The sequence below is a fragment of the Embleya sp. NPDC050154 genome, assembly GCF_044460165.1.
In the GTDB taxonomy this organism is placed as follows: Bacteria; Actinomycetota; Actinomycetes; order Streptomycetales; family Streptomycetaceae; genus Embleya.
Genome location: NZ_JBITJP010000013.1, coordinates 258570 through 283082, shown reverse-complemented (window position 1 = coordinate 283082; position 24513 = coordinate 258570). Strand labels below are relative to the sequence as shown.

The window sequence follows — 24513 nt, the reverse complement described above, 5'->3', positions numbered from 1 at the left end:
TTGGGGAGAAATCCGATCGACTTCGGCAGGTATCGGGCACGAGTCCGCGGAGGACTGGGGACGACGGATCCGGGTCGGGGTCGTCGGGAGGGCGCGTCGATGCCGGAGGGCGTGGGTGGGACCGAGGGGTTGGGAATTCCTTGATCGTTCAGGCGAGCGGCGCCTGCCGGACATGGTTCCTGCGCCATGGTCTTGGCGGCCGGACATGGTGGTGCGGCGTGGGCGCGACAAGGAGTTGGGTGGACGTGAAGCTGATCGTGCGGGGTCGGAAAGCGGTGCGGCGAGGACTGTCGGTGGGCGCGGCCTGCCTCGCACTGTGTGCGACGGTCGGGCTGACCGGTACGGCGCACGCGGAACAGGCGCCGGAGGGCACGAGCGCGGCGTTCCCGTCCGCGATCAAGGGGTGGAAGGCGATCGGGCAGTACGAGATCGACGCGCAGTCCCAGGCTCAGGGGCTCGCCGGCGTACGGCCGCGCGGTGGCAAGCCGTACATGTACTACGCGGGGAACACCTCCATTCCCGCACCTGTGCGGGAGCGTGGGTGGTCGCACATCGGGGACCCGGACTCCTCTCGCGGGTATGTGTTCGACGCCTATCAGGGCGGCGGGGACGCGACGTCGAAGATGTTCAGGGTGACCACGCCCTCGGGTGTCGCGCACGAGTACGTACACGCGTTGGCGCCGGGCGAGGCGATGAACAACTCGTTCGCGGCGGTTGCCCCCGACGGCCGCTGGCTCGTCTCCGGCGAGTGGGACACGATGACCCGGCTGCTGGTCTTCCCGACACCGATCCTGAACGGGGCCACGCCGCGCAGCGGAGGTACGCTGCCGCTCGCCGCGACGATCGAGTTGGATCGTCCGGTCAAGGACATCCAGGGATGCACGTTCCTGGACGCCAAGCGGCTGCTGTGCGCCTCGGACGACTCCGACGCGAAGCTGTTTCCCGAGGCCAAGCCACTCCTGCAGATCGAGCTGAAGAAGGCGTTGAACGGGAAGACGGTGACCGGGCACGTGACTTCGCTCGGCGCGCTCCCCTTGCTCAGCGCGTGTCCCGGTGCGGCCGTCGACTTCGAGACCGAGGGCGACGACTACGACCGGCGCACGGGGGTTCTCCGCGTCGAGATGATTCCGCCGCGTGACTGTGCGGCGCGCGCCACGGTCTACGAGTTCGAGCGAAAGCGCTGACGGCCGGCCGCCGGCAAGGCGTAGGCGGCGGACAGCGACAGAAGCGGATCTCGGTCGGTGGCGGCGCTGCGACGCGATGGTGGCCGGGCGCGGTGACCTCGACGGCATCGTCGCACTGCGGCGATGGCGGTGGTCGGCGGCCGACTGCAGCCCGTCACCGATCAGGGCGGCATTCCTCCCCGCGCGGTCGCCTCGGACGGGCCGCGCGGGGGCGGGGCGTCGGGGTGGATAGGATGATTTGCGTTTCCTTCGCCTCCCGTGGCCCGTACGTCCGAGACAGGCAGATGATGATCGAACGAATTCTGCCGCCCGGAGTCGTCTTCTCGGAGGTGTTCGGTGATCCGCCGGGGCACGCGCTGTTTCCGGAGGAGGAAGCGATCATCGCCGGCGCTCCCAGCGCTGAACGGCGCAGGGAGTTCACGACCGGTCGACGATGCGCCCACCGTGCCCTGGCCGAACTCGGATGTCCGCCCGGACCAGTGCTCAAGGGTCCGGACAAGGCACCCGTGTGGCCGGACGAGGTCACCGGCACGATCACCCACGACCTGGGATACCGCTGCGCCGCGGTGGCCCGAGTCGCGGACATCCTCAGCATCGGGATCGACGCCAACGCCGGAAGCAGACCGGTCACCGTGGGGTGGGATCGCATGACGGGGCCGGCGGAACGGCGCCGACTGGCCGAACTCGCGGCGGAGCGACCCGACGTCCCGTGGGATCGCATCCTGTTCAGTGCCAAGGAGGCGGCCTTCAAGGCGTGGTATCCGCTGGCCCGGACCAAGGTAAGCATGCGGCAGGCGGAGGTGCTGATCGACCCGGACCGTGGGACGTTCCGGGCGAACGTGCTGCTAGCCCCCGGCCCCGAGGTGAACGGCCGTCCGCTGACCGGCGTTTCGGGGCAGTGGATGGTCGCGGAGGACGGCCTGGTCCTCACGGCGGCGAACGTGATCAACTCCGACCGGTATCGCCCCGGGGCAAGAGCCCAGGGTGTGTCCGCGGCCGTCGTCGCCGGCCGGGGCTGGTCACCGGCGAGGGCGACCTCGGGTCATGTGCGCCCCACTCGGGCGCCTCGGATCCCGTCGTCGCCCACCCCGCATACCCGGCACCCCGCGGTCGCTCCGGCGACAGTGCCTCGGACGGACGTCCAGCGCGGCGTACAGATGTAGGCGGAGTCGTCGAGAGCGCTGCGTGCGGATGTCGACGAAGGTCGTCAAGACCGCTCGTAGTCTTCGAGGACCAGCGCCCGGACGGCAGCTTCGGATCGAGCGGCATCGTCTTGGCGGCGGCGCCGGCCGGGGCCTGCGCACGCGCGGTTTCGTCCCAGGGTGAGGGCGCGTTGCCCGACCCGACGCGGCACGGGCGTCACCAATCCGCCGCAGCGGTACGAACCTTCCCGGGGCGGCTCAGCGTTCCGGATCCCGTTGATCGCCGTCCCGAGCGGCCGTCCTCTCGGAACCCTGGAACCCAACCGGGTGTGCCCCGTGACCCGAGTGGGTCCGGCCGCTCCGACCGGCGTCCTTGGCGGGAGCGAAGCCCAGGCGCGGGCGCGCGGAGGCGCCCGGCGACCGGGGCGGTATCCCGGTGGGCGCGGGAGCCTCGAAGCCCGCCTTGATCCGCGTCGGCGCGTCGTTGGTCCGCATCGAGTTGTCGGCCATACCCGATGCCACGAAGCCGATCGGCGCCTCCGCCGAAAACTCCATCGCGGGCAGCGGCGGTATGCCGGGTGAATCGGGCCCCTGGAAGCCGAACTGTTGCTCCGTCTTCGTCCCGACGTCCTTGGGGACGGTATAGATCGGCTTCGGCGGCACGAACCCGACGGGTTGCATGGGGTATTTCTTCTGGCCGCGGATCGCCACGGCGAGTTTGGGGTCCGGAGCTCCCGGCGGAAGAGCCTTCGGTTGGTACTTGTCGGCCATCGTCCCTCCCGATTGTTCAGGCTTGGTATGGGCACGGAACGGGCACCGCGGTCAGCACCCGTCGGGCAGCGCGAACAAGCTTTATACACCGAAACGTTGGATGGGCAACGACTGCACACAGTGCCCGAGTCGGTCCGGTATCCCGTCGGGGTCATCCCCTGTCCGGCTCGCGATCGTATCGGGCGGGGATCTCGTGCCGGGGCTCGGCGCCATCGACCGTACGAGCGGCCTCCCCCGCACCCTCGTCGGCGGGGCCGCGAGCGGCGGCGATGTCGCCGGCCGGTGTGAAGCCGGCAGCGGCCACCCCTGCGCCCGCCTGGCGTCGTTGTTCGATGATCGCTCGGGCGCGTGCCGCCCGTGCCGATGCCTCCTCCAGACTCATCGGCTCCTCCGACGGCGGGGGATTGCTCGAACGTGGGGGCGGTGTGGACGCGTTGCCGGTCGGTTCGGGGCGCGGCGGACGCGAGGAGGCCGGGTCGGCGCCGGCGCCCTTGGCCTTGTGCCAGGTAGCGGCGGTTGCGCCATTCCCGCCGCTTGCGCCATTCCCGCCGTTCCCACCGCTTTCACGGCTTCCAACGCTTGCACCGCTTGCACCGTCGACGACACCCTCGGATCGACGTCGCGCCCCGGCCGACCCGGGCAAGGGCGGCTCGGGATCAGCTCGCATCGCGTCGGCGCGCATCCCGCCGGCTCGCATCGCATCGGCCCGGCGCTCGCGTCGGTTCAGTTCCGCGCGGGCCGTCCGAGCCTGCTCACGCGCCTCGGCCGTGTGCGCGTACCACGCGAGCCGGGCGGCGTGGATCGTCTCCAACGTCCGGGCCCGAGTCTCCGCCGACGCTGCGCGCCACGCCGCCAGTTCAGCGGATCGCTTGGCCGCCTCCGACTCCTGCGCGCTACCGGCGGTCCACGATGCCATCAACGCCCGGACCCGCTCCTGTTGCCAGTGTGCCTGCTCCTCCGCCGCCGCCTTGAGTCGATCCGCGACGTGCGGCGGGGCCCAGAGTTCCTCGCGCTCGTAGCGCTCCAGGGAACGGCGCAGTTCGGCTTCCGAGGCGCCTTCGGCGCCGTGTGCGTCGGCCGCGACGCCGAGCGCCTCGGCGGCCCGGTCCCATGCGTACCGGGCGTCCACCGCATCCGTGGCCGGAGCCGGGCCGATCGCGTCGCCCGACCGGGTGTAGCCGTAAGCCTCCCGGTAGTTCGCCACCAGGCCGGCCCGGCGCACCCACTCCTCACGGGCACCGGGATCACTCGGTACCGCGCCCAACCGCTCCAGTGCCCACTCGGACGGGGACTGCGCGGCCGCGCGCCCCAGTTCCTCCACACGCTGGTCCATCACCTCCGCGAGCCGTCGCAGGTACACACCCACGGGATCGTTCGCCGCGGGCGTGCGAGCGAGATAGCCGGATCGTGGGCGTGGCACCTCGCGTTCGTCGCCGCCCCGCGCCGCCCGGTCGCCGTGACCCGCGGCGCCGGGCGTCGCGCCGGCGCCCGAGGACCGCGTGCCGTGGGCCGCGCCCTCCCCCGACAACCGCGTCCCGTGGGCCGCGCCCTCCCCGCGGGACCGCGCGCCGGGCATCCTCCCCGACCCCGATCGCCGCCCCTCGGCGGTCCGCGCCTCCCGCCCGGTGGGCATCGGGCGGGCTGCGCGGTCGAGTTCCCGCTCCAGCCGCCAGTGCAGCACCTCGGCGACGCTGTCCGCGTCCGCCAATCCCCTGGCTCGTATCGCGGTCCGCAACAACCCGTACGCGTCGTGGCCCGCCCCTTCGACGCGCCGCAACAATCGGGTCAGGGCACCGAACGCCGGGTCGTCCCGGACGTTCGTGCCGTCGCGCGCGCCGAGTTCGTCCATCAGCACGCCCAGACAGTCCGCCGCGGCGCGCTGCTCGACCAGGTCGCTCCACACCGGCGCCCACGTCCGCAGCGAGTCCGCCTCGGTGAACGCGTCGCGCATGGCCTCGGTCGCCGAACGCTGCGCCTCGGTGCGACTGAGCACCGCGGCGAACACCGACCGCGCCCCCGCGTCATCGGATTCCGCGGCCGCCAGGTAGACGTGGTTGGCCGCCCGGGCCCGGGTGAGCGCGACGTAGAGCTGCTCACGGCTCATGCCGGCGGCGACCAGCGCGTGCGCGGCCTCGACCGTGCGGCCCTGCACCGCGTGCACCGTTCCCGCGTAGCCCAGTTCGACGTGATCCCGGACGTACGCGGCCGGCACGCGCAGGGTCTCGCCGTCGTCGTAGGCCACCGTCAGCCCGCCGTCGGCATGCCGTTCCAGCACCCGCACGACGTCCCGGTTCGTGGCCCAGTGGCCCTGCCCCGAACTCGTCAGCGTGGGATCGTTGCGCCTGAGCTGCACACGGTCGCCGCGCCCCGCCACGTTGCCGTCCGCGAGCGGCACACCCGCCGCCTCCACCCGTCCCAGACTCACCAGTTGCGCACGGGCGCGGCCCGACAACTCGGCGGCCAGTTCCCGGGTGGGGACCACGAGCAGCGCGTCCAGGCCGGAGAGGTGATCCACCAGCCAGCCCCGGTAGGCCGCCTCCTTCATCTCCTCGGCGGTGCCACCGTGCGCCCGCCCACGCGCGTCGTACTCGGCGAAGACCTCGGCGTCGCCCTCGCGCACCCGCAGACTCGCCGCGCGTTCCCAGTCCGCCCGGAAACGGCGCACCTCCTCGAGGGTGTGCGTGTGCGGGAGATCACGTGCGAGCAGGCCGAACATGCCGCCCGCGCCGATCTCCGCGGTCTGCCCGTGGTCACCGGCCAGGACCACCTTGGCGCCCGCCTCGGCGGCCAGGGACAGAATCTTGTCCAGGTCTGCGGTCGCGCACGTGCCGGCCTCGTCGACGATGACCAACTCGCCCGCGTGGAAGGTGTAGAAGTCCCGGTCGGGCACCACCTCCCCCGCCGCGATCGCGGCGTTGGCGTTCAGGAACCTCCGGACGTTCGCGACCCGCGAGACGCCCTCGTCGGCCATCACCCGAGCCTGCCGCTGACCCACCGCCAGGCCCTTGACCGTTCCCCCGTTCGCCTCCCACAGCGCGCACAGGGCCGCGATGGTGTAGGACTTCCCGGTCCCGGCCGGGCCGACCAGCACGTCGACGAACCGACCGGCGGTCGCCAGGTCGTGGACCGCGGCGGCCTGGTCGGTGCCGAGGGTGGCACCGGCCAGGAATCGATCCACCATCGCCTGCGGCACGGCCCGCGCGCGTCCGTGCACGGCGTGCGCGATGATCCGCGCCTCGACGTCCAGATGCTCGACCGTGGTGTAGAGCACCGCCTCCGGCCGGGCGTAGCGCGAGGCGCCGTCGGACATCAGCAGCGCCGACGGCGCGGCCACCGGGTCCGGCGGGGTGAGCCGGATCAGGGCGGGCCCGCCCGGCGTTCGCGACTGCGGCGACAGCGCCCGGGCGGCCAACTCGGCCAGCAGGGAGCGGACCTCACCATGCGTCAGACCGCCGAGCCGGTCCGGGAGTTGGCGATTGAGCTCGGCGACGAGTTCGGCCTGCCGGAAGGTGGGTCGGTTCGCGGTCAGTTCGCGGATCGCCCTGGCGATCACCCGGTCCGGGTCGAACGGCTCGACCGTGGCGGCGGCACCGGCGTCGAACACCCGCCGGGCGATGCCCGCGAGCGACTCGCGCAGGTGCGTGGTGGCCGTCCGCTCCCAGCGCGCGAGCAGTTCCTCGCGCGACGCGGCATGCTTCTTCTTGGGCGCGCGGGTGTGCAGCGTCGCGGTCTGGGCCATGCAGGTGAGCTCGTACGCCGACGGCTTGCGTCCGTGCACGAGCCGGTACAGCTCCACCATGTCGGCGACCTTCGCCGAGATCACCCGGCGTCGGGAGGAGAACTGCTCGCGGACATCCTCGCCGATGCCGAGGATCTCGCGGGCCTTTCCGTCCGGGCGCATGGCGAAGCGCACGTTCAGCGCTCTCGTCAGGGCCTCCTCGGCGACCCGCTCGGCGACGGCCGCGGCGGCGGGCCGCTCGGCGTACACGGCCCGCCCGTCCAGGGTTCGCCACCGCTCGATGCGTTCGCCGGTATAGGGGTGCACCTCGACCGAACGCACCCGGTTGAGCACGGCGCAGTGCACGTGCAACTGCGGGTCGTCGTCGCGCGAGGTGTGCTGGCGAAAGGCCGCCACGGTCCACTCGTGCGCGTCCACCCGGCGCACGCCGTTGTGTCCGGCCCGGGAGAAACCGGCGTGCTCCTGGAGGTGTTCGAGCCCGGCGCGTACGCCCTCCATCCACGCGTCCCAGACCGCCTGGGCCTCCTCGTGCCGGCCCTCGGCCTGTAACGCCGCGTGCAGGACCGACCAGCTCTTGGGCGCCGAGAAGGTCAGGTCGAGATACTTCACGGCCCGCACCTGGGTGCTCCGCACCCGATCGGCCACCGCGTCCCGCTCCTCGGGCGTGGCGGTGTCGGGCAGGGCCGCCAGGGCGTCCGCCAAGCGTTCCTGCACATCACGGTAGTTGCGCGGCGGCGCGCCCAACGGGGCACCGGTACGCGGGTCGACCATGTCGCCGTAGAGCTTGCCCATGACCTCGGCGTCGACCTCGCCCCGGAGACCGAACGCGGCGGCGCCCGCGCCCAACCAGACGCCGGGAGGCTCCCCCGCGACCTCGATCGCCTTGAGGTAGTAGTGCTCGGCCCCGCGCCCGACCTGGTCGGTGAGATACCGGTGATCGCTCCCGGCGGAGATGGTCAGCACGGAACAGAGGGTAATCATGGGGCCACGGGTACGGAAGGGACTCGATGGATGCATAGGTGTGCGGGTTCTGTTGCTCTCACGCTCCGTGCGCGAATTACCTTGCCCTCGACCCCCGTTCCCCACGAGGGACGTGCGGCGGGACCCGGCGCCGCACCCACGAGCCGGGTTACGCTAGGGGTGGTTGCTCGTGGGAGCCGCCGGCAGGGGTCGGCGATTTTGCCCATCCGGGACCTCGGTCCCGGTACGGACTCCGGTCCGAGTCGCCGACCCCGTCCCGGCCGCCGGTCGGGACGGGGGCTCGCGACGGGGCACCGGGCCCCGCCGCGAACCCCCGACCCGGTGGGTCAGGCGGCGGCGCCGACGGTCTCGGGGCCGGTCGCCATCCGCGTCAGGTAGGCGGCGGCGACGGTGATCGCGCGCTCGTCGACGTCGAACCCTCCCTCGTGCAGGTGGGGGTAGTCGGCGGGGTCGACCCCGGGCGGCCGGACGCCCAGGCGCACCAGGTTGCCCGGCACGCCCGGCATGTCCGGGACCCCCGGAACGTCCTTGGTGCCCGCCAGATACCAGGCGAAGTCCTCACCGCCCTGGCTCTGTACGGTCGTCGCCACCGCCCCCGCGCCGAACAGGTCCACCACCGCCGCGCGCGACAGGTGGCCGAGGGTGTTCACCACGGGCGGCATCCGGTGGTGCTCGTGCTTCCACGTGAGGCCGGAGCCGCCGACGCGCATGGCGCCCTCGACGAGCTCGGTGATGAACTGCGGCATCCTGCGCCACGCGTCGGGGCTCGCGGTGCGCAGCGACCCGCCGAGGTCACCCTCGGTGGGGATCACGTTGAGCGCGGTTCCCCCGGCGTGCACCGTGGTCCAGGCGAACACCACGCCGTCGCTGGGGGCGAACCGCTGCACGAGTCCGGGCAGGGCGAGCATCATGTGCTGCAGGCCCGCGATCATGTTCGCGGTGAGGTGCGGTCGGGCGCTGTGCCCGCCCGTGCCCTCGACGTGGAAGCGGAACGTGTCCATGCCGGACGTGATCGGACCGTCGAGGATGGCGAGTCGGCCCACCTCGACCGTCGGGTCGCAGTGCACCATGTGGATCGACTCGACGTCGTCGAGCACTCCGGCCGTCATGGCCCGCAGCGCGCCGCCGGGCTGGATCTCCTCGGCGGGCTGGAACACCAGCCGCACGGGCCTGGGCAGCAGTCCCTGGTTGCGGAGTCCGACCAGGGCGAGCCCGGCGCCCAGAACCGCGCTGGTGTGCACGTCGTGGCCGCAGGCGTGGCATGCCCCGTCCACGGTCGAACGCCAGGGGACGTCCTTGAGGTCGGTGACCGGCAGCGCGTCCATGTCGCCGCGCAGGGCGATGAACGGGCGGTTCACCGCGCTGGGGTCGTTCGGGAAGATGTCGCAGACGACTCCGGTGCCGCCGGGGAGGACGCGGGGGCGGAGCCCGGCCTTCCGCAGGCGGGCGACCAGTCGCCGGGTGGTGCGGGTCTCCGCGAAGCCCAGCTCGGGGTGCTGGTGCAGGTCGCGGCGGAAGGCGATCAGCTCGGGGCCGAGCTCGTCGACCCCGGAGAGGATCCGGGTGGCCGTGGGCGTGGTCATGAGTGGTGCTCCTTGGTGTGGGATGTCCGGCGAGCTCCGGGCGGGTTTTGCCAACCCGTTCGGCGCTCGTGAGGCCTTGGGAGATCGACGGAGGGATCCGCCGCGCGCGGCGTGGGTCTCGGTGATCGACGAGCCGCGCGCCCGGCCGGTGACTCCCTGGGTGGGCCGGGCAGGCGCAGCCAGACCATGGCGCGGGTGTGGTGTCCAGGCATCTTTCCCGCCTGGACACCATGCCCGGGGTATGGTCTCCTCCGGTGCCCGGTCACACAGGGGGTCATCGGCTGGGTGTGGCTCGCCGATCACCGAGACCCACGCCGCGTGTGGCACCCTGCGCCGCTCTCCCGAGGACTCGCGAGCGTCGGACGTGGGCAGGAGCCGCCCGGAGCTCGCCGGACATCCCACACCGGAGCACCCTCGTGACCGCGCCCGCGGCCGCCCGGATCCGGCCCGGGGCGGCGGGTTCGGCCCCGAGCCGATCGCCTTTCGTCGCGGCGTGTACCGGCATCGCGAGGTGGGCGCCGCGTGGACCCGCACCACCCGGCGACTGGTCGCCCGCCTGCGGAAGGCCGGTCGAACCCCCGGGTCCTCCCCGGCGGTTGCGCCGGAGTCGGCTGCGACGTCTTTCCGAACGACGGCGCGGCGGACCGCGCGTTCATCGCCCTGCGCGGCGACATGGACGCGCTGCCGGTCACCGACCCCGGGGACGTCCCCTGGCGTTCGACCGTGGACGGGGCATGCCACGCCTGCGGCCACGACGTGCACACCAGCGCGATTCCGGGTGTCGGGCTCGACCTGGTCGGACTGCGTGGCCCGGGGCTGCTGTTCGGGCCCGCGCGGCCGGTGTTCCGGCCCGTCGAGGCGATCCGGCCCGGTGGCGCGCTGCGGGTCGTGGTGGCCGGAGGGCTCGATGGCGTCGAGTCGAGCCGCACGGTGCGCGGGGATTCGACGGTCGAGGTGGGCCGGGTCGCCGTCCTCGGCGGTCCGATCATGTCCGGCATGGGCATGCTCCGCTTGCGTGTCGAGGGCGCGGGCGGGCGCGGCGCTCGACCGCACGTCGCCGTGAACGTGGTCGTGGGGCTGTGGCGGATGGTGTTCGCCCTGCGTGGGCTCGGGCGGAGTTCGTCCCCAGCGACGGCGTGGTGTTCGCCTGGACCCTGGTGCACGCCGGGGGAACCGCGCTCGACGTGATCCCCACCGAGGCACGACCTCGGCGGGGCGCCGCGCACCGCGAGCCCCGACGCGTGGCGCGGGATGCCGGAGATCGTCGCCGGGCTCGTCGGGGGTGTCATGCGTGTCGGTGGCGGCTTCGACGCGTGGACGGTCGGGCGCCGCCGGTTGTCGTCCGTGGGGAATGCCCTCGGACGCCGGTCGTGCGCGGCGGTGGTGGACCTGCTCGGCGCGGACACGGTGGCGGGGGCCGTACGGAGCCGGGGCGGTGCGGACTTCGCCGCCCGCTGTCCGGTGGGCGCCGGGGACGTTCCGGGGGTTCCGGGCGTGCCGGGCGTGCCGGGTGCGGGTGGGTCTGGGCTTCCGGCCGCCCGGCCCCGACGTCTCCCCCGCCTGTGCGAGGGCGGTTCGGCGTCGGCGAGCGCGCGATCACCGTCGCCGCCGCCGGGCGTGCGCCGTGGCGACCGGCCCCGAGACCGTCCCACCGACGACCCACCGGGGCGGGGGTTTGCGGCGGCGCGCCGACCCGCCGCAAGACCCCGTCCCGACCGGCGGCCCCACGCCCGGGCGTTCCGGCCTCGGGGTCACCGACGAGCCGGGCCCGGGCTGGGCGGACGCCGGGCCGCCCGTACGCCCGCCGACCCGCACGCGGGCGGGGCGCACCTTCGCATCGTGATGCACGGGTGTGGGTACCGGCGCCGCCTCGCGGCGCCGGACCCGAAATGCGGCCCTCTGGGCCGCATTTCCCACCCGACGCACGGCGGTGACCCCTTCGGACGGATTTCTGCGGGGAGGTCGAGCGAAGATCAGGTAACTCTTCGCACTATCTTGCTTCGAAGCCTTCCCTGTCGCCCGGCTTCACGAGAGACTTCGACCGCGAAGGCCGCGCGGCGGGCGAACCGGCCACGAGAGAACGGGAATACGCGGATGTCGACCGACGAGACGGCACAGTCGCGGACCGGGAGCGGTCCGGCTCGACTGCCCCGTCGCACGGGCGGGCGGCGCCGAGTCACCAAGGTGCTGATGAGCGAGGACGAGTACGCCCGCGTCTCGGCCAAGGCGGCGGACCTGGCGGTGAGCGTCCCGAGGCTGCTGGTGGAGTCGGCCTTCGACGACGCGCCGACGGCCACCGAACGCCGTGCCTTCTATGCCGAATTGCTGGCCGTACGAAGGCAGTTGGCCCGTCTGTCGGAGCAGCTGTCCGAACTCGGCGCGGACCCGGCTGCGGTGGATGCGACAACGCCGGGATGGACGGATGTCATGGATCGACTGTCGGCTGTGCTGGACCGCCTCGACACGGCCACCGGATACCCGTCCGCGTCGGCCGGCCCACGAACGCAGGCCCCGTGATCGCCAAGCTCTCCGCGGCGCACGAGCGCCATGACGACATGGCGCAGCTCGTGACGTACCTCTTCGGTCCCGGTCGCGCGAACGAGCACGAGGACGCGCACGCGATAGCCGCGTCCACGGGTCTCGACCTCACCGGGGATCCCGCCTCGCTCGCGGCTCAACTCGACGCGCCCAGGCAGCTTTTCGGCACCGAGGTCAAGCACGGATCGGTCTGGACGGCGAGCCTGTCGAACGCCCCGCGGGACCGCCGGCTCACCGACGCGGAATGGGCGACGGCCGCGCGCACCCTGATCGACCGGCTCGGCTTCGGTGAGGAGGAGGGCAAGGCGCCCTGTCGTTGGATCGCGGTCCGACACGGGTTCTCCAAGAACGGCAACGACCACATCCACGTGGCCGTGGGCCTGGTCCGCGAGGACGGCACCCGGGCGAGCCCCTGGCAGGATCGGGTCAAGGCGTCGGCGGTATGCGCCGAACTGGAGCGGCGATTCGAACTGATCGCGGTCGAGGGCCGGCGGCAGGGGCGGGGGTTGCCCGGATACTCCCGCGCGAACGCCGAGAGCGCGGCGCGCCGGGGCCGTCCGGAGGTCGAACGAGCCACCCTGGCACGGCATATGCGCGGCGCGGCGGTGGCCGCCGTCGACGAGGAGGATTTCCTCCGGCGACTGTCCTCGTCCGGGGTCGTGGTGCGTCCGCGTCTGGATCGACAGGACGGCGAGACCGTGCTCGGGCTGTCGGTCGCCCTGCCGCCGCCGGACGGTACGAGCCCGGTGCGCTACGGAGGCGGGCGGCTCGCCCCGGACCTGTCGTTGCCGCGGCTGCGGTACTGGTGGGGCACGTCCGCCGGTGGGACCGCCGGCGCGGCGGCGGTCGATCCGCTCGGCGCCCGCGCGACGGAGCCCGCTTCTTCGACGGAGCCGGCCTCCGCCGAGGACGGTCTCGCGCGGTGGGCCCGGGCGGCGACGGATGTGGCCCGACTGCGCTCGGCGGCCCGCGACCGGCCCTTGGACGACGTGGCCGGGTGGGCGGGCATCGCGCGGGAGGTCGCCGGAGTGTTCGCGGTGTGGTCGGCGCGCGCGGAACCGGCCCGTCCCGGGCCGCTGGCCCGGGCGGCCGACGTCCTGGCCCGAACGGCGGTACTCGACCGCCCGCTTCGGCGTGGCCCGAATCTGCGCTCGGCGGCCCGAACCGCCGCGAGCGCTCCCCCGTCGCCCTCGTCCGACCCGGCGCAGGCGGCGCTGTTGCGTGAACTGCGGCTCACCATAAGGGTGATCCACGACGCCGAGGCGGCGCAGCGGCGCACCGCACAGGCCGCTCGACTCGCGGCGTTGGACCTGGACCTCGCGCCGTTGGAAGAGCGGATGAGTGCCGGCCGAACCGCGCGCATGCCGTCCGCGCGGGGGATCGATACCCCGGCCGGCGGTTGAGCGCGCGGCCGGACTCAGGCACGGCAAGGGGGTTCCACGCTTCCACACGCACGTGCCGTCGTCGCCGGCCGGCAGCAGCCGTATGGGCCGGCCGGTGCACCCCGGCCCGGCGACCGGGTCCCGGGCTGCGCCGGCCCGGCCACCCCGGTCGCCGTCGGCCGGGCCGGCGTCGCTCTCGGCGTTTCGCGCTCGCGCCGCTCGACCCGTGGATGTTGGCGCCGCGCGGGCGGCTGCCCGGTGCGCGTGCCGGCGGCCGAACCGACGACGGGGTCACGGCCCGTAGGCCGTGACCCCGTCGGATCGGGTGGGTTCGCGGTATCAGGCGACCAGGGTCGGCGACTCCTCGACCAGGTCCGATTTCGCGATCCCGGCACGCTCTTTGACGAGGGCGGCCGGCAACTCGGAGAAGGTGATCGTCTGCTCGCGGAGCAGTTCGACGGCCGCCCGGGGGGACGGGTTCGCGACCCGGAGTTGCCGTGCGGCGCTGCTGCCGCCGTCCAGCATGCGCCGGGCGACGGTGCGCACGAACGCGAGGTCGCCGGCGGCGACCAGGTCGGGCCCCAGGTCCTCGATGAGCTGCCAGATGACGGTGCGCGCGGAGTCGGTGGCCATCGTCGTGGGGTCGATCAGGAGTCCTTCGAGGCCCGAGCGGGCGGCCCGCCAGGTCGCGGCTCGCAGCCACGCCGGTGAGTGCGCCGGCGGCCGTTCGCCGCTCTCGGCCGCCCGGACGCCGCGCTGGACGAGAGCGCGGAAGAGCACGGCGATGAGTACGGAGGTGTCCACGTCCGGACACGAGTCGCAGATGCGCATCTCGAGCGTGGGCACGTGCGAGGACAGGCGCAGGTCCTGGTAGTGCATGCCGACGTCGACGATCACGCCCGAGCGGACCATGCCCTCGAGCATGTCGTCGTATTCCCGCGCCGAGGCGAAGTTGTCCGCCGGGCCCGCCGAGGGCCAGCGCTGCCAGAGCATGTTGCGCCAGCTCGCGTAGCCGGTGTTGTCACCGAGCCAGTAGGGGGAACTGGCGGACAGTGCGAGGAGTGTGGGCAGGTGCGGGGAGATCCAGGACATCGCCCGCGCGGCCACGTCGCGGTCCTCGACGCCGACGTGCACGTGCAGCCCGCAGACCACCTGTTCGTCCGCGACCAGCGCGTAGTCGCGCTTGATCGCGGCGTAGCGCTCGCCCGGGGCCTGGGGCGAGTCCGCGAGGTCCATCAACGGCGCGGTCCCGGAGGCGATCACCGCCACCCCGATCTTCTCGGCGGCTCGGGCCAGGAGCGTCCGGGAGCGGATCAGGTCGGCGCGCAGATCGGCGAGTTCGACGTGCGGTTCGCTGTTGGTCTCGATGGAGGCTTCCTTGGCCTCGCCCGTGAACCCGACCGTCGGCAGTTCGGCGAGCAGTTCCGTACCTGCCGGGCTCAACCGCCCGGTGCGTCGGTCGACGATGTGAAACTCTTCTTCGACACCCACAGTCCGAATCGACATGTGTCCCCTTGAGATGTGTGTTGCGTCAGTCGCTGTGCTGCGTGGCCGAACGGCCGCGCCGGATCGGGCACCCGTACAACGGGACGGATCGAATGGGTGCGGTGGCCGGCACCGGAACCGCGTGGCTCTTGCAACCACGCGTAACCGCGGAGTGGTTGCGCGTGAAGTCGGTAGTGCCCCGTGTTCTCGACGTCCGGGGTGCCCCGAGATCGAGAAAAGTCCGTGCAGGTCCGGGGCCGGCGAATGTGAGCGCCCGAAACCCATTGGCCTGCAAGGCCGTTGGACCAGACTGCGACCCCACGGCCCTGCTGCCAAGCCCCACTGGGTCCAGGAACTCTTGCGCTGAGCGATCTTGGTTCTTGGTCTGAATCATGCATGACGCGGAACCGAACGCGAATTCCCGTTGTACAAGCAAGGAATCGGCCTGCGGATGGTGTTTCCCGCGTTTGTTGTTCCTACCCCTGTCCGCCCCGCGTGTCTTCGACACGTGCGACTCGCGAGCCGATGGCTCGGCACCCGGGCCGAGGCGCGCGCGACATCATGGTCCGCATGGCGAATGCGCTGAGCGACCACCTTCGGGGTCGGAAGCTCGTCGGTCGAGCGTGGATCGAGAGCGACGAGCGATTTCGGATCGAGTATCGCCGGATGCGCCGCCGGGTGCCCATGTATCGGGTGGCCCTCGGGGCACTGCGGTTGCTGCACCGGCTCACCGCCGACGAGCGGCAGGGGCAGGCGGACCTGAGCGTGACCTGGTGGCCGCGGGTGGGTCCCGACGGTGAGATGTACGCCATGCCCAAGTTGTGGACCATCGACGAGCGGGAGCCGGCCGACAGGCAGACCCCTGGTCCGCCGCGCACCGAGGCCGAGTTGTACCGCCGATGGGAGGCCGGCGAGTGGTCGGAGCCGAAGAGCGGGGCCGAGGCGCGGTCCACCGGCGACCCGGCGGAGTTGCGACGCGTCGCGTCGTTCGCGGCGCGTTTGGCGCGGACCGTCTCGGGCGACGAGTGGCCGCAGGTCATCCACGAGTACGAGCGTCGCAAGGCGATCCTCGCGCAGCTTCGCGCGGGGATCGTGCCCGAGGGCAACCGGTACGTGGAGAGCGGAGCCGTTCCGCCGGGTGTCCGGCCTCCGCTGCACGGCTGGGCGCGCTATCACTGGGTCGGCGATCGTCCGTTGGACCTGGACTCCGACCGGCTGATGGATCGCGCGTGGGTGCTCGGTCGTACGCCGCCGCGAGAGTACCGGCCCTGGAGCGCGGGTCGGGTGAACTACGCGGGTGCGTACTTCGGTCCCATGTTCGGCGAGCTGGGCCGCACCGTGGCCGGCGGCGAGGCCAACCCGGAGTTCCTGAGCCTGCGGGTCGCCTACGGCGTGTGGTGGGGGTCGAACGCCTCGATGAAGGGGGAGTCCCGGATCCTGCGCGGGGCCCGGATGGTGCGGTTGCGCGACCTCGCGAGGTTCGCCCACGCCGAGGCCGCGCACCTGGGGCTCGCCCCCGCGCCCCGCAAGGCCCCTGGCGCGGCGCCGAGATGGGAGAACCCCGCCCCGGAGGAGGTCACCGACGAGGTCGTCACGGCGGTCGCCCGGTTCGCCAGGTCCGAGGTGCCGACCGACGCGGTCGCACCTGCCGAGCCGTCCACCGGCCGGCCCTCGACCAGGTCGGCCGCCGCCGAGGTCGCGGCGGAGGCCGGGCCGCAGGCCCCGACGCCCGCGCGGGTGTGGATGGACATGCCGCGTCCCTATGACCGGAGTCTGCGAGCGGGCGGCGCGCTCTCGGCGGCCACCATCGCCGCGATCGCCGCCGGTTGGGCGAAGCAGGTGCCCTCACGCGGACTTCCCGGGATGGACCCGGGGCCCGACGGCCGACCGCTCGGCGTCCACCCGTGGCGGCCGGCGCCGAGCCGCGACGCGCGGGAGACGGATCGCGGGCGCTCGGACGAGCGGGAACGTTAGCCGGGCGGGCGGCCGAAGCCCCGCCGAAGGCTCCCCGATCCACCCGAGCCCCGCCGAAGCGCAACCGAGGGCTCCCGCCCCGATCCGCCCGTGCACCGCCGAAGGCGTCGGCTCCGATCGACCGAACCGTCGCCGAGGGCTTCGACCCGGTCGCCCCCTCAGGGCTTCCGAGGGAACCGTGATGGACCCTCCCTCTTGGCATCGCACGTCGCAGATTCCATGATCGGCGTCGTGATCCCTTTCCTACGCACACGCTCGGCCGTGGCCCTGGGCGCGGTGTCCCTGGTGTTGTGCGGCCCTGCGTCCCTCGCAGCGGCCGACCCCGCCCCGCCCGCCGAAGCCGTCCCGGCCAAGGTCGAGCTGGTGCTCGACCTGTCCGGTTCGATGAAACAGAACGACGCAGGCGGGCAGACCCGCCTGGAGGCCGCCAAGCAGGCGGTGAACCGCATCATCGACGCGGCTCCGGCGACCGCCCAGGTCGGCATCCGCGTGTATGGTGCGGCCTATCCCGGTACGGACAAGACCCTCGGCTGTGCGGACACCCAGCTCCTGGTGCCGGTGGCGCTGATGAACGAGGGGGCCAAGGGCGCGGCGCGGCAACGGGTCGCGGCACTGAACGCCGTCGGGTTCACCCCCATCGGCAACGCGCTGCGAGCCGCCTCCGACGACCTCGGCACCCAGGGCGAGCGCCACGTGATCCTGGTCTCCGACGGCGAGGACACCTGCGCGCCGCCGCAACCGTGCGAGGTCGCCAAGGAGTTGAACGCGAAGGGCACCAAGCTGACGGTCGACGCGGTCGGGTTCAACGTCTCCGGCGCCGCGCGCGATCAGCTCAAGTGCATCACCGCCGCCGGGAACGGTGTCTACGCCGACGCCAAGGACGCCGATTCGCTGGTCTCGAACATGTCCAGCCTGTTCCGCAGGGCGTGGACCCCCTACGACGCGTCCGGTCGACCCATCCAGGGCGCGACGACCGGTTGTGCCAACGCGCCGATCGTCGAGGACGGCCAGTACCTCGACGCGTTCGTCACCAGTCGCGACCTGTGGTACCGCATTCGCAAGAATCCGGGCGAGGATCTCGCCATCGGCGCCACCGCGATCTTCTCGGAGCGCATGCGGGTCGCCGACGACCGGGAGAACTCGGCGTTCCTGACCCACCTGTTCATCAGATCCGGCCCGCCGGATCAACCCCAGAGCTGGCTGCTGTCCGAGGGGGTGGCCCTGGAGGCGAACAACATCGTCACCACCGGCGCGTCCGACGGGGCGAAGAGTTCCGCCAAGGCACCGGACGGCATCGGCTGCCTGCGGATCTCGCACAACGCCGAGGTGGATCCGCAACGCAGGATCCTGCTCGAACTCCTGGTCAGCCACCCCAGGCGGCCGGGCACCACCGGTACGACGTCCGGCCCCGCGCCCGCGAGCGCCGACGCCGGCGCTCCGGCCGCCGCGCCCGGCGCCGGTGACGACCGCGCCTCGGTCGCCGCGTCGTCCGGCGACGACGACGGGCCCGGTACCGGGGTGACTCTCGCTTTGATCGCCGCCGCGGTGCTCGTCGGCGGCGCGCTGGGATCGTTCGTCGCCGGTGCCCGGCGCCGGCAGGGGAGGCAGGCGTGAACGCCGTCGTACGCGTACGCCGCATCGCGGCTTCGGCCGGGGCCGCGCTCGCCGCGGTCGTCGGCTCGGTGATGGCCGCGCCACCCGCTGCGGCGGACACCACGAGCGGCTTCTCGTTCAACAGCGCGGGCGAACTCGGGCCCGGGGTGCATCGCGAGAGCATGGTGGTGGGCGATTTCCTGTTCTGGCGGGTGTACATGCAGCCGGGGCAGAAGCTCTCCATCAAGGGGTCCGTCGACATCCCGGCCGATTTCCCGTACAAGCAGGGCCCGAGGTTCGTGATGAACCTCTACAACCCGCTGCGCGAGGCCATTCCGCTCCTGGACAACCCGACGAACCAGCTCGTGCCGGGCACCACGCACCTGGAGGCGACCTCGGGGGCGTGGACCGTCGGGGACGGCAAGAAGTACGAGAACTTCGACGGGACCAAGGGCTCGTTCAAGGAGTTCAAGGACGACAAGTACGCGCTGCGCGGGTCGTACTACATCCAGATGTCCATCACCGGGGCCCAGGGGCCGCAGCGCGGCATCGTGGTGCCGATCCGGCTCGAGGTGTCGGTCGAGGGCACCGTGGTGCAGCGGCCGGATCAGCCGTTGGGACCCGAGGAGGAGCCGCGGCCGACGGCGGGCGCGGTGCCCGGTGCGCCGTCTCCGGCCCGGTCCGATTCCCCGGTACGGGCCGGCGCTCCGCCGGCGCCGGCGGGCCGCGCCGACAGCGGTGCGGGCTCGTCCGTGGCCTCGGATTGGGGCGTGCCGGCGGGCGGCGCGCTCGTCGCGCTGTTGGTCGCGGCCGGTCTCGGATACGCGGTGCGCACGCGGTTCGCCGCCCCGGCGCCCGGACCCGTCTCCCCCTGGGCCGATCGCCTGCCGGGCCCTCCCCCACCGCCCGCGGCGCCGCCTGCCCCCGTCCGGGATCCGGCGTCGACCTGGCGGCCCGGTGTCGCCGATCGACTGCCGGGTACGGCGCCCGAGTCCGACGAGGTCACGCAGGCCTTCGAGGTTCCGCGCCGGCCGGAGCATCCGCCCGGCGCGGAGCCGCCCACGCAAGCCTGAGAAGTCCCGGGAGCGGCCCCGGCGGGGCGCGGGGCGGTGGTGGGCGGGTGCGCGGCGTCGGGATCGATCGACGGGTGCGCCGCCCGCCGCCGCGCCGCGGCCGCCCGCCGGTGTCGCTTTCCACCGGTGTCGCTTTCCACCGGTGTCGCTTTCCACCGGTGTCGCTTCGCGACGGGGAACGCGCGTGTGGCGTGGCCGGGTCAGGTCGACCAGCGCAGCGCCGTGTCGGGATCGGCGCTGTCCAGGACGCGGCGGCGCAGGCGTTCGTGCAGGGCCTCGCGCAGCGCGAGCACGCGCGGGGCGGTGGAGCCGGGCAGGAGGTGGCCCCGGTAGTGGTCGAGCAGGGTGTCGATCGAGGTGGTGGGCACGGACAGGGCGCGATCGAGGTCGAGGAAGTCGGCCTCGCAGTCGCCGGTCAGGCGGTACGGGTCGGAGGCCAGTCGGTGGCCCAGGATCGCGCGTAGCCGGGCCAGTTCGGCGCGGACGGTGGCGGGGCGTCCGCCGGGGCCGTAGACCGCCTCGGTGATCGCCTTGGCCGTCATCCCGCCGGGCTCGCTCAGCAGGGTCGTGACGATCTCGGCGTGTCTGCGCGTGAGTTCGTGCGTGGTGCCGGCGATCTCGAGCCGGGCCCGGCGCAGGCCCAGCGCCTGCAGGCGCAGCGGCGCGGTGGTGACCGGCCCCGATGCGGAGTCCTCGGCGATCAGCAGGTACAGGCCGCCGGCGGCGAGGCGCTCGGCGAGCAGGACCTGACCGCCGGGCAGCAACATCGGGCCTTCGCGCGGCGGGCCGGGCAGGCGCTGCGGCAGCCAGCCGGGGGGATCCGCACGCAGGACGCGCCCCTTGGGGTCCACGATCGCGCTCTTGCTGCCGAGCCGGCGGGCGATCCGCTCCACGTAGCGGGTGCTCACCCGCGCCTCCTCGCGCAGCCGTACGCTCTCCAACTCGGCCTGGGCCAGTCGGCGCGCGGTGTCGAGCAGGGGTACCGCGAGCGGTTGCCAGTTGCGTTCGGGGCAGGTGAAGTCCAGGATGCCGAGCAGTTCGCCCCCGGCCGGATCGTGGATGGGGGTGGCCGTGCAGGTGTACGCGGTGGCCGCGGACAGGAAGTGCTCGGCGCCGAACACCTGGAACGGGCGGCCCGTGGCCAGTGCGGTGCCCACCCCGCTGGTACCCGCCGCGCCCTCGCTCCACAGCGCCCCGGGCAACAGGTGCACGCGTTCGGCGGCGCGCAGTGTGGGGTGTTCGCCCTGCACCCACAGCAGGTGCCCGTGCGCGTCGCTGAGGAACAGGAGGCGGCCCGGGTCGGTGACCAGACCGCTGAGGGTGCGGCGCAGCAGGGGCCAGATCGTGGTGAGCGGATGTTCCTCGCGGTGTCGGGCCAGTTCGTCGTCGACGAGGGTGACCGGCGGGAGGTAGGCGTCGGGCGGCAGTCCCTGTCGCCGCGCGCGTGACCACGAGGCCCGGATCGGGTCCCGCACGCCCGTGGCCGACCCACCGCCCAGTGCTCGATCGCGTGCGTCCGGTCCGTCCGCCATGCGTCCATCATGCCGGCGCGCGGGCCCCGGACGTCGGGCCCGTGGTGTGGCGGGGGTGGGTGCCGTTCTGCAACGTTGCTGCAACCCCCCTTCGGTCTCTGGTGCGTGGGTCTCCCGCTCGCGCACACTGCCGCAGCGCGGGTCGGCGATCGGCCGGCCGGGACCCGAGGAGAGACGTGCCCTATCTGGAGTTGTCCGACGCCGTTCCGCTGTACTACGAGGAGCACGGCGCGGGTCGCCCGGTGCTGCTGTTGCACGGCTGGACGATGAACAGTTCGTTCTGGTCGGGCAACATCGCGGCGCTGGCGGCGGAGAATCGGGTGATCGTCGCCGACTTCCGGGGCCACGGGCGCTCGGGCAAGACCCCGGAGGGGCACAGTCTGGACCAGTACGCCCGTGATGTACGCGAGTTGGTGCTGGCACTGGGTCTGGACGAGGTGACCATGGTCGGCTGGTCCATGGGCACCTCGGTGGTGTTGTCGTACGTGCGCCAGTTCGGCTGCGAGGGGTTGCGCGGCGCGGTGTTCGTCGATCAGTCGCCGCGTTTCATGGATGGGCCCGGGTGGGACTTCGCCCTGCAGGGCGGCTATTCGCCGGTCGATCTGGCGGTGTTCGCGCAGACCGTGCGGCACGCCCGGCCGTTGGCGATCAAGCCGTTCATCGCGGCGTGTTTCGCCGAGCCGCCGGCGGCGGAGGCGGTGGACGCGGCGTACGCGGAGACCACCCAGACGCACACCGCGTCCGCGTTGGACGTGTGGATGGACATGGCGCACTCGGACTGGCGGCCGGTGTTGCCCGCGGTGAAGGTGCCGACGCTGCTGATCTACGGCGAGCGCAGTCGGATCTTCCCCGGGGACCTGGCCGGTTGGCTGGCCGAGGCGCTGCCCGACGCGCGGGTGGAGCGGTTCGCGGCGAGCGGGCATGTGCCGTTCGTCGAGGAAGGCGAACGCTTCGACGCCGTCGTCACGGAATTCCTTCGCCGCTGATCTCCCGGGAGTGCGAAGGAACATGCGGGTCCGCCCGGCGGGTACCCCCGCCTCGCCCGGTCCGGGCGGCCCGCGACCCGAGGATGGGGAAAGGCCGATGATTGTGCTGCCCGGCAAGGCGACGGATACCCGTTCCCCCGTCGGTTGCCCGCCGGCGGATGGATCGCCGGCGGATCGACCGAGGGCACGCGTGCCTTCGGCGCGGTCGCCCGACTTGCGTACCGATCTTGCCCATCCGGCCCGGATGTACGACTACTACCTGGGCGGCAAGAACACCTTCGCCGTCGATCGCGGCGCGGCCGAGGCCGTCCTGGCCCTGGCGCCCGAGGTTCGCGCGATGGCCTTGGCGAATCGGGCCTTCCTGCGTCGGGCGGTGGCTTTCGCGACCGGTATCGGCGTCCGTCAGTTCCTCGACATCGGGATGGGTCTGCCCGCTGCCGGCGACACGTACGAGTGTGCGGTGCTCGGCACCGAGCATGCGCGGGCGGTGTACGTAGACCACGATCCGATGGTGCTCGCGCACGCGCGCGCGTTGTCCGCGCGGCCCGGTCGGGTACGGGTGGTGGAGGGCGATCTCCGGGACCCGGAGACGCTGTTGCGTCGGGTGGCCGGGCGCACGGGGGTGGACTTCGACCGGCCGGTCGCGGTCGTGCTGACCGCCGTCCTGCACTATCTCTCGGATGCCGACGATCCCCGGTCCGTGGTGCGCGCGTTGATGGACGCGACGGTGCCCGGCAGTGTTCTGGTGCTTTCCCACGTCGCCGCGGATCTGCGTCCGGACGCGGCGCGCACGACCGCCGAGTCGTATCGCCATTCCGCTGCGCCGCTGTTCCCCCGGACCGCGACCGAGGTGCGGGCGCTGTTCACCGGGCTGAGTCCGATCGATCCCGGGGTGGTCCCGATCTCGTCGTGGCGCTCGGACCGATTGCCGCGTCTGCTGGACAATCGGCAGTGGATGTACGCGGGCGTCGCCCTCAAGTCGCCGCCCACGGGCCGCTGGGAGTGTTCGGGCAGGGGTCGGGGCGTGGTCGGCTCGCGCCGTTCGTGTCTTTGAGGTAACGAGCCGGGCGACGGAACCGGGAGACGGACGGGGCGGCCGGGGCGGCCGGCGAGGCGACACCGACGGCGCCGGCGGGTCGCGGGAGCGCCGTGCGGAGCTACCGGCGGATTTACCGGAGCGTGGTACCCGCTCCGGCCTTACCGGTCGGTCCGCCGCCGGCGATCATGGGCGCTGTCGCTCGGCGCCGATCGGGCGGTCCGTGGTGGCCGCGTGTGGCCGAACGGGCGGGCCCGGGCGCCTCGTTTTGTCGGCCTCGCGCCGGGTCGTGGGGGAGTCGCCGTGCTCGAGTTGGGGATCCAAGAGGAATTCCACGTCGTGGACCTGGCCACCAAGCGCACGGTGTCCTCCGCCCCCGCCCTCCTCGATCGGCTTCCGGCCGGCCCCTTCGTCGGCTGTTCCAAGGAGTCGACGGTGGCGATCGTGACCTCGACACACGCGGAACCGGACGCGCTCCGGGCGCGGTTGACCGAACTGCGCGGCACGCTGGTGCACCGCGCCGCCGGTCTGCGCCTGGGCGTGTTGGCGAGCGGCACCGCGCCGATGATGAGCCTCGCGGACATACGGACGGCCCCCGAGGCCCGATACGCGGCCTGGGAGGACGAGTACGCGGAGTTGTCCCGGGGTTGGATCACGTGCGGCATGCACGTCCGGGTCGAGGTCGAGGACCGGGACGTGGCGGCTCGGGCGATCGCCTGGATCACGCCGCATCTGGCCACGTTGTCGGCACTGTCCGCGAGTTCGCCGTTCTGGGCCGGGCGCGACACCGGCTACGCGAGTTGGCGGCAGGTCTGCGTCGAGCGTCTTCCCGCGGCCGGACCGATCGGGCCGGTGGGCTCGGCTCGGGAGTACGACGAACTGGTCGCGAGCCTGGTGGCGGTCGGTGTCGTGCCCGACCGCGACCTCTTCCTCCCGGCGCTGCGCCTGTCCCCGCGCGGGTCCGCACTGGAACTGCGGGTGTGCGACGCGATCGCCGACGTCGAGGTGACGATCGCGATCGCCGCCCTGTTCCGCGCGCTCTACCTGTACGCGAGTGCCGCCGTCGCCGCCGACCGAACGCCTCCGACGCCCTCGCCCATGCTCGCCCGAGGGGCGATGTGGCGGGCGGCGCGCTCCGGGATCGAGGGCGACCTGATCGACCCCGTGGCCGCGGTGAAACTGCCCGCGGCCACGGTGGTCCGCGCTCTGGTCGCCGAGATGGCCCCGTACTTGCGCGAGAGCGGCGACCTCGACATGGTCGAGGCCGCGATCGGGCATCTGCTCGCCCGGGGTTCCGCGGCGGCCGGGCAGCGCCGTACCGCGCGCGAGGGCGGCCCTGCGGCGGTCGTGGATCGGGTGTTGGCGCAGACCATGGCGTGTGTCGGCATCTCGGATGGCTCGCCCCTGCCCGCGTCCCTGCTCGACACCGCCGCGAGCTGACCGGGCGGAGTCGGCCGCCGTCGTGTACGCCGGTCGCCGGCGTGCCGAACATCGCGTATTACCGGGGGGTTTAC

At 72.9% G+C, this 24513-nt stretch carries 16 protein-coding genes; 11 read left to right on the top strand and 5 right to left on the bottom strand.

Going from position 1 to position 24513, the window contains the following annotated elements:
* The first annotated feature begins 245 nt into the window (after window positions 1-245).
* Entirely contained in the window at window positions 246-1184 is a 939-nt protein-coding gene (locus ACIBSV_RS27115) for a hypothetical protein (RefSeq protein ID WP_395867396.1), read from the top strand.
* Window positions 1185-1471: 287 nt separating this feature from the next.
* Window positions 1472-2347 carry a 4'-phosphopantetheinyl transferase gene (locus ACIBSV_RS27110; RefSeq protein WP_395867394.1) on the top strand — a complete coding sequence of 292 codons (876 nt, stop codon included), beginning with the start codon at window positions 1472-1474 and terminating at the stop codon, window positions 2345-2347.
* Window positions 2348-2584: 237 nt separating this feature from the next.
* Here the strand turns inward: ACIBSV_RS27110 and ACIBSV_RS27105 are convergent, their stop codons facing one another.
* From ACIBSV_RS27105 to ACIBSV_RS27095, 3 genes are all read right to left on the bottom strand, one after another.
* Complete coding sequence (locus ACIBSV_RS27105; RefSeq protein ID WP_395867392.1) at window positions 2585-3097, bottom strand: hypothetical protein; 513 nt, start codon at window positions 3095-3097, stop codon at window positions 2585-2587.
* Between the two features lie 151 nt (window positions 3098-3248).
* Window positions 3249-7799: a MobF family relaxase gene (mobF, locus tag ACIBSV_RS27100; RefSeq protein WP_395867390.1), complete on the bottom strand. Its 4551-nt coding sequence runs from the start codon at window positions 7797-7799 to the stop codon at window positions 3249-3251.
* A 344-nt stretch (window positions 7800-8143) separates the two neighbouring features.
* On the bottom strand, window positions 8144-9400 hold the full coding sequence (locus ACIBSV_RS27095) for a M20 family metallopeptidase (protein ID WP_395867388.1): 1257 nt from the start codon (window positions 9398-9400) through the stop codon (window positions 8144-8146).
* A 522-nt stretch (window positions 9401-9922) separates the two neighbouring features.
* Between ACIBSV_RS27095 and ACIBSV_RS27090 the strand changes: the two genes are divergently transcribed.
* From ACIBSV_RS27090 to ACIBSV_RS27080, 3 genes are all read left to right on the top strand, one after another.
* Window positions 9923-10588, top strand: a complete 666-nt coding sequence (locus ACIBSV_RS27090) for a M20/M25/M40 family metallo-hydrolase (RefSeq protein ID WP_395867386.1) — start codon at window positions 9923-9925, stop codon at window positions 10586-10588.
* A gap of 1002 nt (window positions 10589-11590) precedes the next feature.
* The gene (locus ACIBSV_RS27085) at window positions 11591-11917 is read left to right on the top strand and encodes a hypothetical protein (protein WP_395867385.1); all 327 of its coding nucleotides are present in this window, start codon (window positions 11591-11593) and stop codon (window positions 11915-11917) included.
* On the top strand, window positions 11914-13341 hold the full coding sequence (locus ACIBSV_RS27080) for a relaxase/mobilization nuclease domain-containing protein (protein ID WP_395867383.1): 1428 nt from the start codon (window positions 11914-11916) through the stop codon (window positions 13339-13341). The genes ACIBSV_RS27085 and ACIBSV_RS27080 overlap by 4 nt, the downstream gene beginning before the upstream one ends.
* 318 nt (window positions 13342-13659) lie before the next feature.
* Here the strand turns inward: ACIBSV_RS27080 and ACIBSV_RS27075 are convergent, their stop codons facing one another.
* Window positions 13660-14826, bottom strand: coding sequence for a glutamate--cysteine ligase (locus ACIBSV_RS27075; RefSeq protein ID WP_395867381.1), 1167 nt, complete (start codon window positions 14824-14826; stop codon window positions 13660-13662).
* A gap of 549 nt (window positions 14827-15375) precedes the next feature.
* Between ACIBSV_RS27075 and ACIBSV_RS27070 the strand changes: the two genes are divergently transcribed.
* From ACIBSV_RS27070 to ACIBSV_RS27060, 3 genes are all read left to right on the top strand, one after another.
* Window positions 15376-16779, top strand: coding sequence for a hypothetical protein (locus ACIBSV_RS27070; RefSeq protein ID WP_395867379.1), 1404 nt, complete (start codon window positions 15376-15378; stop codon window positions 16777-16779).
* 231 nt (window positions 16780-17010) lie between these two features.
* Window positions 17011-18393, top strand: a complete 1383-nt coding sequence (locus ACIBSV_RS27065) for a VWA domain-containing protein (RefSeq protein WP_395867377.1) — start codon at window positions 17011-17013, stop codon at window positions 18391-18393.
* Window positions 18390-19445 carry a hypothetical protein gene (locus ACIBSV_RS27060; protein WP_395867375.1) on the top strand — a complete coding sequence of 352 codons (1056 nt, stop codon included), beginning with the start codon at window positions 18390-18392 and terminating at the stop codon, window positions 19443-19445. The genes ACIBSV_RS27065 and ACIBSV_RS27060 overlap by 4 nt, the downstream gene beginning before the upstream one ends.
* Window positions 19446-19645: 200 nt before the next feature.
* Here ACIBSV_RS27060 and ACIBSV_RS27055 read toward each other — a convergent pair whose 3' ends face one another.
* A complete protein-coding gene (locus ACIBSV_RS27055) occupies window positions 19646-20977 on the bottom strand; it encodes a GAF domain-containing protein (RefSeq protein WP_395867373.1) in 1332 nt (443 codons plus the stop codon).
* A 176-nt stretch (window positions 20978-21153) separates the two neighbouring features.
* Here ACIBSV_RS27055 and ACIBSV_RS27050 point away from each other — a divergent pair, with 176 nt between their 5' ends.
* The 3 genes from ACIBSV_RS27050 to ACIBSV_RS27040 all read left to right on the top strand — a co-directional run bounded on the left by ACIBSV_RS27050 (window position 21154) and on the right by ACIBSV_RS27040 (window position 24439).
* Window positions 21154-21963, top strand: coding sequence for an alpha/beta fold hydrolase (locus ACIBSV_RS27050; protein WP_395867371.1), 810 nt, complete (start codon window positions 21154-21156; stop codon window positions 21961-21963).
* Between the two features lie 214 nt (window positions 21964-22177).
* Entirely contained in the window at window positions 22178-23017 is an 840-nt protein-coding gene (locus tag ACIBSV_RS27045; protein WP_395867369.1) for an SAM-dependent methyltransferase, read from the top strand.
* A gap of 285 nt (window positions 23018-23302) precedes the next feature.
* A complete protein-coding gene (locus tag ACIBSV_RS27040) occupies window positions 23303-24439 on the top strand; it encodes a YbdK family carboxylate-amine ligase (RefSeq protein ID WP_395867367.1) in 1137 nt (378 codons plus the stop codon).
* The last annotated feature ends 74 nt before the right edge of the window (window positions 24440-24513 follow it).